The 15,562-nt window shown below is 53.1% G+C and carries 12 protein-coding genes, 1 rRNA gene, 1 pseudogene and 1 riboswitch; all 14 genes and pseudogenes read left to right on the top strand.

The window, feature by feature from the left end; genetic code table 11:
* Positions 1–267 precede the first annotated feature (267 nt).
* The 14 genes and pseudogenes from rrf to SPTER_RS22570 all read left to right on the top strand — a co-directional run bounded on the left by rrf (position 268) and on the right by SPTER_RS22570 (position 15,467).
* Positions 268–384, top strand: a 5S ribosomal RNA gene (gene rrf / locus SPTER_RS22510).
* Between the two features lie 369 nt (positions 385–753).
* Positions 754–1,491, top strand: coding sequence for a SagB/ThcOx family dehydrogenase (locus SPTER_RS22515; protein WP_144352428.1), 738 nt, complete (start codon positions 754–756; stop codon positions 1,489–1,491).
* A 120-nt stretch (positions 1,492–1,611) separates the two neighbouring features.
* A riboswitch (SAM riboswitch) is annotated at positions 1,612–1,718 on the top strand.
* Positions 1,719–1,912: 194 nt separating this feature from the next.
* Entirely contained in the window at positions 1,913–2,968 is a 1,056-nt protein-coding gene (locus SPTER_RS22520; protein ID WP_144352429.1) for a methionine ABC transporter ATP-binding protein, read from the top strand.
* Positions 2,937–3,590 (top strand): methionine ABC transporter permease, encoded by a 654-nt coding sequence (locus SPTER_RS22525; protein WP_144352430.1) that lies wholly within the window; start codon positions 2,937–2,939, stop codon positions 3,588–3,590. The genes SPTER_RS22520 and SPTER_RS22525 overlap by 32 nt, the downstream gene beginning before the upstream one ends.
* 36 nt (positions 3,591–3,626) lie before the next feature.
* The gene (locus tag SPTER_RS22530; RefSeq protein WP_144352431.1) at positions 3,627–4,820 is read left to right on the top strand and encodes a pyridoxal phosphate-dependent aminotransferase; all 1,194 of its coding nucleotides are present in this window, start codon (positions 3,627–3,629) and stop codon (positions 4,818–4,820) included.
* 27 nt (positions 4,821–4,847) lie between these two features.
* The gene (locus SPTER_RS22535; protein ID WP_144352432.1) at positions 4,848–5,666 is read left to right on the top strand and encodes a MetQ/NlpA family ABC transporter substrate-binding protein; all 819 of its coding nucleotides are present in this window, start codon (positions 4,848–4,850) and stop codon (positions 5,664–5,666) included.
* Positions 5,667–5,905: 239 nt separating this feature from the next.
* Positions 5,906–7,171, top strand: a complete 1,266-nt coding sequence (locus SPTER_RS22540) for an exonuclease SbcCD subunit D (protein WP_144352433.1) — start codon at positions 5,906–5,908, stop codon at positions 7,169–7,171.
* A gap of 8 nt (positions 7,172–7,179) precedes the next feature.
* Positions 7,180–7,671: pseudogene (locus tag SPTER_RS25995) on the top strand (AAA family ATPase); the annotation flags it as partial.
* 2,277 nt (positions 7,672–9,948) lie between these two features.
* Complete coding sequence (locus SPTER_RS26000) at positions 9,949–10,386, top strand: SbcC/MukB-like Walker B domain-containing protein (RefSeq protein WP_425474376.1); 438 nt, start codon at positions 9,949–9,951, stop codon at positions 10,384–10,386.
* Positions 10,387–10,388: 2 nt separating this feature from the next.
* Positions 10,389–11,885, top strand: a complete 1,497-nt coding sequence (locus SPTER_RS22550; RefSeq protein WP_170233374.1) for a CAP domain-containing protein — start codon at positions 10,389–10,391, stop codon at positions 11,883–11,885.
* A 31-nt stretch (positions 11,886–11,916) separates the two neighbouring features.
* Entirely contained in the window at positions 11,917–13,185 is a 1,269-nt protein-coding gene (locus SPTER_RS22555; protein ID WP_144352436.1) for an exo-beta-N-acetylmuramidase NamZ family protein, read from the top strand.
* A gap of 136 nt (positions 13,186–13,321) precedes the next feature.
* On the top strand, positions 13,322–14,074 hold the full coding sequence (locus tag SPTER_RS22560) for an MBL fold metallo-hydrolase (RefSeq protein ID WP_144352437.1): 753 nt from the start codon (positions 13,322–13,324) through the stop codon (positions 14,072–14,074).
* 22 nt (positions 14,075–14,096) lie between these two features.
* Positions 14,097–14,981: a diacylglycerol/lipid kinase family protein gene (locus SPTER_RS22565; protein WP_144352438.1), complete on the top strand. Its 885-nt coding sequence runs from the start codon at positions 14,097–14,099 to the stop codon at positions 14,979–14,981.
* 12 nt (positions 14,982–14,993) lie between these two features.
* Positions 14,994–15,467 carry an 8-oxo-dGTP diphosphatase gene (locus SPTER_RS22570; protein WP_144352439.1) on the top strand — a complete coding sequence of 158 codons (474 nt, stop codon included), beginning with the start codon at positions 14,994–14,996 and terminating at the stop codon, positions 15,465–15,467.
* Positions 15,468–15,562 lie beyond the last annotated feature (95 nt).

A 15,562-nucleotide genomic window follows, 5' to 3' on the forward strand; every position in this document is an offset into this window, starting at 1 on the left:
CCAGCTTGCCGCGAGCCGAAAGGCGAACCGGGAAGTTGCGTGAGTCGCTTAGTTAGAGCGGAGCGATAACATCCATAATGTATGTTGTAACTCCGAGCTGGCAACCAGTAAATTACTATTGCGCAAATCTTTCTTCTGTGAAGTTTTCAGGGAACAAAGAGATAATTAGGAGGTTCCGCGCTCCGCTTGGAACTAAGCGATTCACGCAGGTTTCCGCGTCGCTATCGCTCCTAAAAACCTGGTTCTCTGCTTATGGTTCTCTGCTTATCCAGTGACGATAGCTGTGGGGCTCCACCTGTTCCCATACCGAACACAGCAGTTAAGCCCACAAACGCCGAAGGTACTTGGCTGGAAACGGCCCGGGAGAGTAGGAAGTTGCTGGTTAGCAAGAAAAGCACTCACTGTTGCAGTGAGTGCTTTTTATTATGGAAAGCGAACAGGCTTAGACCGTTCAGAGTGCCCCAGCTGCGAGGCGGAGCGAGGACGCCGCCGTAGTCGTACTGGAAGTACGTCGGAGGGGGCGCCCGCAGTGCCAACGAAGCAGCTGGGGTGCTATGGACGGTCGTAGCAGCCGAAGGTACTTGGCTGGATGGGCCCGGGAGAGTAGGAAGTTGCCGGTAGCAAGTGTCTGCTTTATGCAGATGCTTTTTTTATTTGCAATAATATATTATAATTACTATTGATATTGGAGAATTTACCAGTAGATTTAATATCAGTAAGACAAACGGCAATACGCGAAGGAGGTTTAATCAAATGGCAAGGCAAATAGGCAAAGAGTTTATGGAGCAAACCAAGTACAAGTTTGCTACACCTTCCGATCAGGCCCGGGGTTTGCCACAGCCACCGGTGGAAATGGATATCGGTAACCCCGGCCTGGTGATCGATTTGCCAGACCATGGGGCATGGCAGGCTGATATTTCTCTAACCCAGGCAATTCTGCAAAGGACCAGTGTCCGTACTTATGCCGCAAAGGCATTGTCATTAACTGAGCTTTCCTATTTGCTGTGGTGTACACAAGGGGTTAAGTCGATTGAACCGCATTTGGTCACGTTCAGAACCGTACCTTCAGCCGGGGCAAGGCATGCTTTTGAGACATATTTGTTAGTGAATCAGGTTGACGGTCTGGAGCCGGGCCTATATAGGTTTTTAGCCGTCGATCATCAATTGGCCAAGGTAGAGGTCACAGGCAGTGCTGCTGATATAATTACTGAGGCCTGTTTGCGGCAAAAATTTGTTAAGGCAAGTGCGGTTACATTTATTTGGACGGCAGCTGCCTATCGCATGACCTATCGCTATGGGCAGCGCGGCTATCGGTATTTACACCTGGATGCCGGTCATGTCTGTCAGAACCTCTACCTGGCGGCAGCGGCAGTGGACTGTGGTGTTTGTGCAATTGCAGCTTTTGATGATGATAAACTTAATGCGGCCCTGGCTATCGATGGTGATAATCAGTTTGCGGTCTATGTAGCTACTGTTGGCAAAAAAGCATAAGGTATAACATATCACATTACAAAGACGGGTGAGGAAACCAACCTTAGCCGCCCGATAAAATTCTTGACAGTTACATATACCTGTGGTAATATTACTCAAGAATAAAAAAAGATACAGTATTTTTCATCAAGAGTTGGCTGAGGGACTGGCCCTATGAAGCTGCGGCAACCATCGCAAAGGCGAACGGTGCCAATTCCTGCAGCCTGTAAGGGTTTGGCAGATGAAGAATAGCATAGTCTTGAATTATGCCTCTTCGACTGCGGAGAGGTTTTTTACATGATTAGCAAGTATATCGGTTTATGATCATAAGTAAGAACGCCAATACCCTAAAGGGCCCCGGCGGCTTCTGCCGGCGTCCATGAAGGACTTGGCACAAGCCAAGTTTTTTCTTATTGTATATCACAACAGGAGGCAGATAACTATGATTTCATTAACAGGCTTACAAAAGATATATAACGGCGAGTCTGGTACGGTAATCGCCCTTGATCATGTATCTTTGAATATAAAGCAGGGAGAGATCTATGGCATTATTGGTAAAAGTGGCGCTGGGAAAAGCACTCTTATCCGCTGCATAAACCTGTTGGAACGTCCTACCGCCGGCCAGGTATTTATTGCTGGCCAGGAAATGACAGCGTTGTCAGAAGTGCAATTACGCGATGCCCGTAAAAGTATCGGCATGATTTTTCAGCATTTTAATCTGTTGTCTTCGCGCACAGTGCTCGACAATGTGGCTTTTCCCTTGGAGATTGCCGGTGTCGGTAGAACTGAACGGGTAAAAAAAGTACTGCCGCTGTTAGAGCTTGTTGGCTTATCTGACAAAAAAGATGTCTATCCGGCCCAGCTCAGCGGCGGGCAAAAACAGCGGGTCGGCATCGCCCGGGCTTTGGCAAGTCAGCCCAAAGTGCTGTTATGCGATGAAGCAACTTCAGCCCTTGACCCGCAGACGACAGAGTCAATTCTGGCTTTATTGAAAGATATTAATAGAAAATTGGGCTTAACGATTGTCCTGATTACCCATGAGATGCATGTAATTAAAGCAATCTGCGATCAAGTGGCTGTAATTGAAGCCGGCCGGCTTGTAGAAACCGGGAGGGTGCTTGATGTATTTACCAGGCCCCAGTCAGACACCGCCCGCGAGTTTATTAAAGCCGTAGTAAATAATAAATTGCCGGAAGCCCTGGCGGAGATTGTATCAGACAAGCCGGTTGCCGGCAGCAACCTGGTTGTGCGCTTATCTTTCTTCGGGGCGGCCACTAATGAACCGGTTATTGCCGGCCTGATCAGGCGTTTTGCCGTTGATGTCAACATTATCTCCGGTAATATTGACCATTTGCAGGCCACACCGTATGGCACGCTGGTTATAGAGTTGTCCGGCCAACAGGAGGATATTCAAAGTGCGTTGCGTTATCTGCAGGCCAGAGATTTGGGAACAGAGGTGATTGGCTATGTCACAAGACATGCTTATGCTGCTGGTTGAGGCTTGCGGGGAAACCGTCTATATGGTAGCTGTTTCAGCCCTGGTCTCCGCCTTGCTGGGAATCCCGCTTGGCGTAATCCTGGTTATCACCGGCAAGGGCCACATAAAAGAGAACCTGGTATTTAATCAGACCTTAGGAGCAATCGTTAATGCTGCCAGGTCAACGCCGTTTATTATTTTAATGGTCGCTATTATACCTTTTACCAGGATTATTGTTGGTACTTCAATCGGCACCAATGCGGCGATTGTACCCCTCACAATTGCAGCAATTCCCTTTGTCGGCCGCGTTGTCGAGTCGGCCCTCAAGGAAGTGGATGCCGGGCTGGTCGAAGCCGCACAGTCAATGGGGGCATCGCCCCGGCAGATTATCCTGAAGGTACTTATTCCGGAAGCCCTGCCGTCTATACTATTGGGACTGACATTAATGGTGATCAGTTTAATTGGTTACTCGGCCATGGCTGGTGCCATTGGCGGCGGTGGCCTGGGAGACCTGGCGATCCGCTATGGTTATCAACGCTTTAGAGCAGATGTCATGCTGGCAACGGTCGTTATTCTGATTGCGCTGGTACAGATCGTCCAGTCCAGTGGTGACTATTTTGCCCAGAGACTTAACAAACGCTAGAATATGGAAACAGAACTATAGGGGGAATACGTAAGCATGGAAGATAATATCCGTAATATTCGTGAAGGCGGTTACGCGTCAGCCAAGGCCCGGCAATTTACCGAATCGGTCATCAGAGAGATGAGCCGGATTGCGGCTGCGCATAATGCGATTAACCTCGCCCAGGGTTTCCCGGATTTCCCGGCCCCGGCAGCGATTAAACAGGCTGCTGTCAGGGCTGTTAATGAGGATTATAATCAATATGCTATAACCTGGGGGACCAAAGGCCTGCGTGATGCCATTGCCGCCAAGGTGGAACGGGACTATGGTGTTGTTATCGACCCTGAAAGTCAGCTTACCGTGTGCTGCGGGGCCACAGAGGGCATGATTGCCACCCTCTTGGCCACTGTTAACCCGGGCGATGAAGTCATTATTTTTGAACCGTTTTATGAAAATTATGGCGCCGATGTCATCCTGTGCGGGGCGGTACCCCGGTATGTCAGCTTAACCCCGCCGGCATTTAACTTTAACCGGGAGGAGCTTATTGCCGCTTTTTCCGATAAAACCAGGGCCATCATCATTAATACCCCCAATAACCCAACCGGCAAAGTCTTTAATCGCGAAGAACTGGAGCTCATTGCCCAGTTGTGCAGGAAGCATGATGTGCTGGCAATCAATGATGAAATCTATGAACATATCCTGTATGACAATACTGAGCATATCCCGCTGTGGACCTTGCCGGGCATGACCGACAGGACGATTGCGGTAAATAGTGTATCTAAAACCTTCAGCGTAACCGGCTGGCGTATTGGTTATGTTCAGGCCTCACCGGCGATCACGGCTTCGGTGCGTAAGGTACATGATTTTCTTACCGTAGGCGCGGCGGCCCCCCTGCAGGTAGCCGCGGCCGAGGCTTTTACTTCTGGCCTGGAATACTATGCGGAATTGGCTGGTTTTTATAGCGAACGGCGGGATTATTTGCTTAATGCCCTGGAGAAGGTTGGCTTTAGCTGTGTGCGTCCACAGGGAGCCTATTATATTATGACCGACATTACACCGTTTGGCTGGGACGACGATGTTGCCTTTGCTAAATACCTGGCCAGCGAGATTGGGGTGGCGGTTGTGCCCGGCTCAAGCTTTTTCCGGCCTGAAAGCAATGCCGGTAAAACCTTGGTCAGGTTTTGTTTTTGCAAAAAGTTTGAAACCCTGCAGGCAGCAGCCGACCGCTTGACCAAGCTGACAGTTAAATAATAGGAGTTATAAAAGGGGGACATGAGAATGAATAAGTACATAAAAGCAGTAGCCTTGGCCACGGTCCTTGTGGCTGCAGTTGCCGGACTTACCGGCTGCAGTAAGCCGGCAGCAACGCCGGCAGCAGATAAAATACTCAAGGTCGGGGTAACGGCCGGCCCGCATGCCGAAATTATGGATGTTGTTAAACAAGTCGCTGATAAAGACGGTCTGAAGATTGAAGTTGTTGAATTCAATGATTATGTTCAGCCTAATGTGGCCTTAAGCCAGGGGGATATTGACGTCAATAGTTTTCAGCATCAGCCGTATCTGGACAATATGGTCCAAGACCGCAAATATGATATAGTGTCAGTTGCTAAAACTGTTATTTATCCTATGGGCATATATTCGAAGAAGATTATCGCGCTTAATGAGCTTAAGCCAGGCGCCACGATTGCCATTCCCAACGACCCGACCAATGGGGGCCGGGCCTTATTACTGCTGGAAAAACAGGGATTAATTAAGCTTAAACCGGGAGTCGGCCTGAAAGCGGCCGCCGCTGATATTGCCGAAAACCCCAAGGGCTTTAAAGTCAAAGAACTTGACGCTGCTCAGGTACCGCGTTCGCTGGAAGATGTTGATCTGGCGGCCGTTAACACCAACTATGCCATGACCGCCGGGCTTGTTCCCAACAAAGATGCGCTGGCGATTGAGGACGGCAATTCTCCGTATGCGAATATTATTGCTGTAAATGCAAAAGACAAGGATAACCCGGCGATTACTAAACTGATCAAGGCCTATCACTCCGAAGAGGTAAAAAAGTTTGTTAATGAGCATTTCAAAGGCTCCGTAATTGCTGTCTGGTAATTGTAATATCGTGCTGAATGAGAAAAACCACGGTCTAGCGGCCGTGGCTTTTTTCTTACTCGGCCTGCAGCCGCAGGTTTTTTATCCTGATAGAAAGGATAACTTTCTCTGGATAAGGGCAACATCGGCTTACGCTTTCGCCAAAGGCTCGGCGCAAGCCGTGTTTTGTGCAGGAGTTTGTCCTGAGTAAAGCGAAAACCCTTTCAACAAGAAAAGTATTGAGAAGATAAGGAGCGACTATGCGCATCTTACATACAGCCGACTGGCATTTTGGCAAAACGATTGAAGGCCGGGACAGACACCGGGAGCAGGTGGCGTTTGTGGAGGAATTAGCGGGCATTTGCGCAGATGAACGCATTGACCTGGTACTGGTGGCCGGAGATGTCTTTCAAAGCCCTAACCCCAGTGCGGCAGCCGAGGAATTGTTTTATTATGCGGTTGACAAGCTGGCTGACCATGGCCGGCGGGGTGTGGTCATTGTGGCCGGCAACCATGATAATCCGGACAGGCTGTGTGCTGCCTCACCCCTGGCCGGCCGTTTAGGCATTACTCTGGCCGGCTTACCTAAAGAAGAGCTTGGCCCAACCAGTCCGGGGCCGGGGAAGGTGTACCGGGTCAATGGCGGTCAGGCCTGGCTGGAATTGGCTGTGCCGGGAATTGACCATACCGCAGTCATTGCGGCTCTGCCTTATCCCTCAGAAGGACGGCTTAAAGAGCTGCTGGCCGCTTCCCTGGAAGAGAGTGATTTGCGTCAGGGCTATAACAACAGGCTCGCCGGGCTGTTTAGTGCAATTAATGCCAGGTACCGGCCTGCTTCTGTTAATCTGGCCATAAGCCATCTGTATGTTCGCGGCGGCATTGAATCAGAATCTGAGCATCAGATTCAGGTGGGCGGGGCCTATGCGGTAGATCCGCTGGTGTTTCCGGCGGCTGCCCAATATATTGCCCTGGGGCATTTGCATCGGCCGCAGTATGTGGGCGGGACGCCGGCCCCCTGCCGCTATGCCGGCTCGCCGCTGGCCTACAGCTTTTCCGAGACCGGCTACGCCAAGTCGGTAACCATCGTTGATGTCCGGCCCGGTCTGGCTGCCCAGATACGGGAGCTGCCGTTAAGTGCCGGCCGGCCGCTGGTGAGATGGCGGGCGACCGGTGGCTTGGCCCAGGTGCGGGCCTGGGTTGACGCCGGGCGCGATAAGGAGGCCTGGATTGAGGTCGAACTGGAGATTACGCAGGCGCTGGCTCTGGATGAAATCCAACAATTACGGGCCATGCATCAGGGTTTTGTTACCATCAGACCGGTGTTTCAGGCAGTAGAAGACAATCAGTCCAAGGTTCCGGCCCGCCTGAACAGTATGCCGCTCAACGAACTGTTTATCCGGTTTTATGAACAGCAAAACGGCGGCCTTAAGCCTGAGGCCCGGCTTGTCGAACTGTTTCTTGAATTAAGTCAGAGTATCCTGGCGGAGGAAGAACAGAGCGACTGCGGGGGGGAGGCGGTGTTATGAAGCCTGTTATGCTGAAGATAGCCGGGTTGCACAGTTTCCGGGAAGAGCAGGAGATTCCTTTTGAACGGCTGTCCGAGCTTGGGGTTTTTGGTATTTTCGGGCCGACCGGCAGCGGTAAATCTTCTATCTTAGATGCGATGACCCTGGCCCTGTACGGGACGGTAGTCAGAGCCGGCCGCCGTACCCAGGGCATCTTAAATCATGCTGAGAAGCATGTGACGGTTATATTTTCGTTTTCGCTGGGTCAGGGCAACGCGCGCCGTCTGTACCGGGTGGAGCGCCGTTATGCCCGCAAAGACCAACTGGCTGTAACTAATACCCACAGCCGGCTGATTCTGATAAATGACAGTCAGGAAGAGCTGCTGGCCGATAAAGACCGCGAGGTTACCGAGCAGATAACCGGACTGTTGGGGCTGAAGGAAGAAGACTTCACCAGGGCGGTTGTGCTGCCGCAGGGGAAGTTTGCCGAGTTTTTAAATCTGGGCGGCAAAGAGCGGCGGGAGATGCTGCAGCGCTTGTTTTCGCTGGAGCAGTACGGCAATGTTCTGATTAATAAAGTAAATGACAGGGTACGAACTGCAGAAACAGGCTATATTGAGGTAGAAAGCGAGCAAAAAGGGTTGGGCGATGCTTCCCCGGCGGCGATTGCCAAGGCCCAGGCCGGGCTGCTGATTGCCGCCCGGACGGAAGAACAGGCCCTGCAGGCATACCGTCTGGCGGAAGCAAGGTATACTGAAGCCAAGACGGTACATAACCTGCAGGAAGAAATAACCCGGAAGCAGGCGGAGCTTACTGCCCATCGTCAACAGGAACCGGCAATGCAGCACCTGGCGGCGGCCCTTGAACAGGCAGAAAAAGCGGAACGGGCGGCCGGTGTTTTGGCAGAGTTTTTAACAAGCCAGACCAACGAGCAGGCAGCGGCTGCGCTTAAGCGGCAGACAGTTGAGCAGGCAGCCCGGCTGGCTGCAGTAAGCAAAGAGCTAAATATTGCCTATAACAGCGCCAGCGAGGTCCGGAGCAGACGCGAGCCTGAACTCATTGAACAACGGACAAAGTTAGCGGCAGCCCGGCAGCTTGAAGAACAGGTAATCCGGCTGCAGGCAGCGGCGGCCGGATTGGCAGCACAGCAACAGCAACAGCAGCTTGTGGCTGCAGGGGCAGGCGAGTCATTAGCCCAGCAGACAAGCCGCAGCCAACAGTTGGAGGAAAGGTTAAAAAAGCTTGAGCAGCAGCTAACGGCCGCCGGTATTAGTGCGGTTCAGCGGGCTAAAGTGCAGGAATGCGTTACCGGTGCGCAGCTTCTCAGGCAAAATCTTACCGCCGCTGAGAAAATCAAGCAGGCCGAGGTTTTGCGCAAACAGCAGTGTGAACAGACGGCAACTGCCGCCAGACAGGCGGAAGGGTTACGGCGGCAGATTGAACTACGGTTAAATACCCTGACGGCAGCTGAGGCGAAAACGGTGGAGTCCCAGCTCCAGGCCGCAGCTGATCAGCTTGACCAGCTGCTGTCAGGTGAAAAGCACGCCGCCGCCATTCGGCTGGCCGGTGAACTGACGGTTGGCCAGCCTTGTCCGGTCTGCGGCTCGGACAAGCATCCCTGTCCGGCAGTGCAGCAATCAAATCATGGTGATATTGATGGTTATAAGCATTTTGAGCAGGAGATTGCCGCCGCCAAACAGCGTATGGCCCTATTGACCCAAACCCTGGCCGAAACTGGTAAAATGGTAGCAGCCGAGCGCCAAAGCCTGGCCGATGCCAGTGCGGCTGCGGCCGCACTTAGTCAGCAGGCAGCGTCGGCAAGCGCCGAACTTGACAAGATCCGGACTGAATATGGCGAAGCCCGGGCTGAGGTCAATGCTGGGCACAGGCAGTTACAGACGGCTTTACAGGCCGCAGACCCCAATCTTGCCGGCCAGCTGACGGTTGATGGCCTCCTTAGGCATGTGGAGGAACTTGCCGCATATATTAGTAATCAGGATATGCTGGCGGAAACCCTGGTAAAACAGTTGGCTAACCACCGGCAGGAATATGAGGGCTGCCAGCGTGAAATTTCTATACTGCACCAGCGCGTCCAGGCGGCGGCGGCCGGTTTGGCAGCAATTACTGCCAGGGTTAGCGCCGCGCAGGAACAGGTAACAGCCAAACAACAGGAGCTTATGGCCATTACTCGGGGGCTACCTGCGAGCCAACTCCTGGCCCGCACTGCCCAGGCCCTTGAGACTGTGCGCCGGGAGGAAGAACTGGCGAAAAACCGTGCTGAACAGGCGGCAGAGGCCTTAATAGCCGCAGAACAGGAGCAGGCCCGGGTGGAAACCAGCTGGCTGGAGGCGGTGAGACGCCGGGAACTCAGCCAGGTAAAACTTGAGGCTAGACTGCGGGAAGAAGGGTTTGCCGACGTTAACGCTATGACTGACGTGCACCTGCCGGCGGCCCGGCGGGAAGAAGGGCGCCGCCGGCTCAGGGTTTATGCGGACGCAGAGCAGCGGCTGAACGCTCAGTGTGACCAGCTGTTGGAGGCTCTGCAAGGCCGGATGGTAACCGGTGCCGACTGGGAACAAATTCAACAATGCCTGGCCCAGGCGGAACTGGAAAAGAATACGGCTACCCGGGAACGGGTAGAGGCTGATAAAGAATACCGGGATCTGTCGGTTAAGCACCACCGCTGGTCGGAGCTGGAGGCGGTGCGGCTGACGCTTAAAGAACAGCGGGAATGCCTAATGGCGCTGCGAACATTGTTACGCGGCAATATCTTTGTCGAATTTCTGGCCCAGGAACAGATGGAATTAGTGGCCCGGCAGGCCTCGGAGCGCTTAAAGCAGATAACCCGGCACCGCTATGCCCTGGAGCTTAATTCTGACGGCGGGTTTCTGATTCGTGATGATGCCAATGGCGGTGTCAGGCGGCCGGTCAGTACTTTGTCAGGAGGAGAAACCTTCCAGGCCGCATTGGCGTTATCCCTGGCGTTATCGGCGCAAATTCAGCTTAAAGGCAAGTATCCGCTCGAATTCTTTTTTCTGGATGAAGGTTTTGGTTCCCTTGACCAGCAGGCCCTGGATGTGGCGATGACCACCTTAGAGAAGCTCCATATCGAGCGGCTGACCATCGGGATTATCAGTCATGTGTCTGAGTTAAAACAGCGCCTGCCGCGACGGTTGGTTGTGGAACCGGCCGAACCGGCCGGGCGGGGCAGCCGCGTATGGGTCGAGGAGGCATAATAATGACGCTTAAGACCGGGCGGTTACTTATTCTTTGTTTGGTTTTACTGGTAAGTATTGCAATCGGCGCAGGTTTATTTATCAGGAATTATACCGGTACCGCCAATGCCGCTACATTTACCTACCGGATGGTGCCGGCAGACGGGGGGGTTATCCAGAGTAAGCAGCCGGAGCTGCAGGTGCAGCTTACTTTGCCGGGAGAAACGCTGGCGTCTTATCAGCTGTATCTTGACGGCCAGGCTATAGCGGCGGCTTATCAGCCCGAACTGGGTTTGATTACCGGCCGTCCTCCCCAGGAACTTCAACCCGGCCGGCATAACCTGAGCCTGACCTTCGTACTTACCGGCTACCAGCCGGTTGAAATTAGCAGCAGCTTTACAATTGAGGATAAACGGTCCGAATATCAGTCGCCAGGCGCCGGGACTGAACAGTCCTCGTTACTGGCGGCGGGTCTTAACGTCCTCAATCAATACCGCACCGCCCTGGCTTTGCCGCCGGTAACAGAACAGTCCCTGCTTACCCGCAGTGCTCAGGCCCATGCCGATTATCTGGCCCGCAACAGGCTGCTTGGCCATTATGAGGATAAGTCTCAGCCCGGTTTTACCGGGGCAACCGTAAAAGAGCGGGCCGAATTGGCCGGGTATTATCAGCCGGTGGGGGAGGGCTTGTCTACCGCAGCTGTCGATGGCGGCGGGGGGGTTGATAGTTTGATGGATGCCCCTTATCACCGACTGGCGCATATAAACCCCAATTTCACGGAGGTTGGTATGGGCTTTACCCTGCGGCCGGATTGCACTGTGATTAACTATGGTGCGCCCCAGGGGCTGACAGATGGCAGAATCGTGGTATATCCCTATCCGGGCCAGACCGATGCCAAGATTGGCTGGAAAGCCGTCGAAACCCCTAACCCCCTGGCCGCCTATGGCCAGGAGGAGACCTATGTCGGTTATCCGATTAGTTTAAGTGTGCATGACAGTGCCACCCGGGAACTGCAGGTTTTATCAGCCAGCCTGGCAACCGCCGGCGGTCAGCCAGTCCCTTTTTTTCTGGTTGATGCCAGCAAGGAGAGTGCCTGGAAACAGCATGTGTTTCTTATTCCCCGGACAGTGTTGGTTCCGGGTATGGCCTATACAGCGCGGATTGAGTCCTTACGCCTAATGGCTGACGGCAGTACCGCCACCCTGGCGAGGGAATGGACCTTCGCCACGCTGCCTAACCTGGAAGCCGCGTCAGCCAGTCTCGGGCAAATGAGCAATGGGGCGGATTTTGTCAGTGTCAAGCTGAAAAATGGCGAGCTTGCCGATTTAGCCTATACAGTTAAACAAGGCGGCCAGATCTGGCAGACCTATCAGGACGGGCGTTACCTGCGCTATAACCCCGGCCAGCCGCTGACCGGTACCTTTACACTTGAGCTTACCAGCAGTTTGTTTCCCGGCCCGGTGGTATATGAATTTGAGATGACAGGCAATGAGCAAAACCGGCAGCTGATGCTGCGCTGACGGCGATATTATTATTAGGTGGAGGCTCGCTATGTATTTTAAACAATTACTCAGTATTCTTGCTCTTAGTTTTACCCTGGTCCTGACGGCCGCCACTGCTGGCAGTGCGGCACCGCTTACCGGCCAACAGGCTGATGAGGTGCTGCCTGAGCCTGCCAAAGTCCGGCTGGGCATTGATAACCTTGACCGGTATCTGACTGTGTTCCAGGGAAAAAGGGTCGGGCTTATTACCAATCAAACCGGGATGACCAGTGATTTTCAAAGCACCATTGATGTGCTTAACGCTAAGACCCGGCTTGTCGCGCTTTTTTCACCCGAACACGGCATCCGGGGTCATGTGCCGGCAGGGGCACCGGTCGGCAGCTATGTTGATGAAAGCACCGGCACACCGGTGTACAGCCTGTATGGGCCAACGAAGAAACCAACTGCCGCCATGCTGGCTGATGTCGATATTCTGGCTTTTGATATGCAGGATATCGGGGCTCGTTTCTATACTTATATGTATACAATGGCGTATGCCATGCAAAGTGCTAAAGAAAACGGCAAAACCTTTGTTGTGTTTGACCGGCCGAATCCGGTGGGCGGGACAGTGGTAGAAGGAAATATTATCCAGGACGGTTATGAGTCGTTCATCGGTATGTATCCGATTCCGGCCCGGCATGGCCTGACAATCGGTGAATTGGCCCGGTTAATGAACCGGGAATATCATATTGACTGCGAGCTTGTGGTTATTCCCATGACCGGCTGGCAGCGCAGTATGTATTTTGCCGATACCCGCTTACCCTGGGTTATGACCTCGCCGAATATCCCGACGCCTGATACGGCGTTAGCCTATAGCGGCACCGGGATTTTTGGCGGTACTAATGTTTCCGAAGGCATTGGCACTACCCGGCCCTTTGAGCTTGTCGGCGCTCCCTGGCTTAATGCCGCTGAGCTGGCTGGGCATATGAATGCCGCCGGCCTGCCGGGGGTTATGTTCCGGCCGGTGTACTTTACGCCCCGCCAGCCGGAGGTCAAATATCAGGGCCGGCTGTGTGGCGGCGTGCAGCTGCATGTTACCGATATGGCGGCCTACCGGCCGGTACGTACCGGTCTTACCCTCTTGTATGTAATTAAGGAGCTGAGTGACGGCAAGTTTGCTTTTAATCAGTCGGCTACTGCCGCCACAGCCACCATCGACATCTATACCGGTGACAGTAATGTCCGCTGGGGTGCGCCTTTGGCGGAAATCCTGCGCCAGTGGGACGACACTGCCGACCAGTTCCAAGCGTTATCCAGGCAATATTATCTCTATCAATAGCTGGCCCAACAAAGTGTCTCCCGGCTGTACTGTCTGACAGGGACGGCCGGGAGACACTTGTGGTTTGCTGACTTAACGGTAATCGTGTGGTATAATCTGGGTAGCAATATGAATCCGTTGACGGAGGGGATGGAATTTGAAAATAAGGCATCTCAGACATGCTACTTTTCAGCTGCATATGAAGGGGCTGAGCTTGTTGGTTGATCCTGTTTTAGGTGCTGCCGGCAGTATGGCGCCAATTGATAATTCGCCTAACCAGCGGCGGAATCCATTGGTAGAGCTGCCGGTTACTGTGGGCGAGGCAATAAGGACGGACAGTTGCCTCATTACTCATAGCCATTGTGATCACTTTGATTCTGCAGCCGGTGAGTTCTTGCCCAAACACATGGCGGTGTTTTGCCAGCCGGAAGATCTGGCTAAACTACAGCAACAGGGGTTTCATAACCTACAGGCGGTTGATCCGGCTGTTACCTGGCAGGGAATAACCATCACGCGTACCGGGGGGCAGCATGGCACCGGGGAAATTGGCCGCAAAATGGCGCCGGTGTCTGGTTATATTCTGAAAGCTGTTGGTGAGCCCACCCTTTATATTGCCGGTGACACCATCTGGTGCCCGGAGGTGGCAGCAGCGCTGGCGGTGCATAAGCCGCAGGTGATTGTACTGAATGGCGGCGCGGCCAGGTTTAATGAGGGCGAGCCAATAACCATGGGGCCGCAGGATATCTATCAGGTATGCCGGCAGGCCCCGGCGGCGATGGTTATTGTTGTGCATCTGGAGGCCATTAATCATTGTCTGTTGACCAGGGCTGAGCTCAATGGCTTTTTGGTTCAGCATGGTTTAGAGAGCAGGGTGCTGGTTCCTGATGATGGTCAGTGGCTTACGTGTTAAACTGCCCGCAGGAGGGTAATATATGAAGAAGTATGTGCTTATCTATAATCCGGTAGCCGGCGATGCTAAATTCAAGACCCGGCTGGATGAGGTAATCGAATACCTGCAAGCGGCAGACGGTATAGTAATCCCCTTTCGCACCAGGCTTAAAGGGGATGTCCGGGCCTTTGTCAGTCAGAGCAAGGGCTTTGCCACCGCTGGCCTGCTTGTGGCCGGTGGTGACGGTACTGTCCATGAGGTTATCAACGCCATGCTGGCCGAATCTGTCGATGTACCTTTAGGGATTATCCCCAGCGGTACCTGCAATGATTTTGCCAGTCACTTAAGCCTGGGAAAAGATTTGGCCGGCTGCCTGCGGGCCGTGACCGGCGGGCAGTGGCGTACGGTTGATGTGGGCATGGTTAATGGCGAGTATTTCCTCAATGTGGCCAGTGCCGGCCTGCTGACCTCGGTAGCCCATAGTGTGGATACAGCCTTAAAGAATACCCTGGGCCGGATGGCCTACTACTTTAAAGGCCTGGGGGAGTTGCCCAGCTTTCGCTCCCTGCGGGTCAGGATAACGGCAGACGGCCGGACGATCAATGATGATATTCTGCTATTTCTGGTCATGAACAGCGGGCTGGTGGGCAGCTTTCCCACTCTCGCCCCCCAGGCCAAGATCGACGATGGCAAGCTGGATCTGCTGATTGTCAATAAATGCAGCATTCCTGAACTTATGGGGCTGTTTTTCAGTATCTTCTCCGGCCGGCACATTGCCAGCAGCCACATCCGGCATCTGCAGGCCGCCAATATCTATATAGAGTGTGATGAACCGGTGGAAAGCGATCTGGATGGGGAATTAGGGCCATTGCTGCCGCTGGCGATTTCTACAGTTACCAATAAACTAAAGGTTTTCCGATTGACATAAAGGAGGGCTACTATGCGATCAACGACTTTATGCCTGCCTGTTCAGGGCCGGCCGGCGGAGCGTATCCTGCTCGGCCTGAAAAAGACCGGATTCGGTTGTGGCAAGTACAACGGGTTTGGCGGCAAATTTGAGGAGGGTGAGACAGCGGCGGCAGCGGCTGTGCGCGAGTTGAAAGAAGAATGCGGCTTAGCCGCCTGTGAGGCTGATCTTGAATATGTGGGCGAATTACAGTTTGTTTTCCCGGCCAGCCCGGAGCTTGACCATGATGTGCAGCTGTATGTCGTGCCTACCTGGCAGGGAGAACCGCAGGAATCGCCGGAAATGAAGCCTGAATGGTTTGCGATTGCCGATATACCTTACAAACAGATGTGGGCAGATGATATCTATTGGCTGCCGGCCGTGCTTAAGGGTAAAAAAATCAGCGGCCGGGTAATTTTTGGTGAGAATAACGAGGATGTTGAGGATATCACTATCAGGAGCTTGTAAAAATTGTAAACGGCAAAATTAAAAAATTAATTGACAGAGAGACCTGTCTTTTGCTATACTTTGCACAAATACATATTGTTATTGTCAATGACCAG

This window comes from Sporomusa termitida (genome assembly GCF_007641255.1).
GTDB lineage: Bacteria > Bacillota > Negativicutes > Sporomusales > Sporomusaceae > Sporomusa > Sporomusa termitida.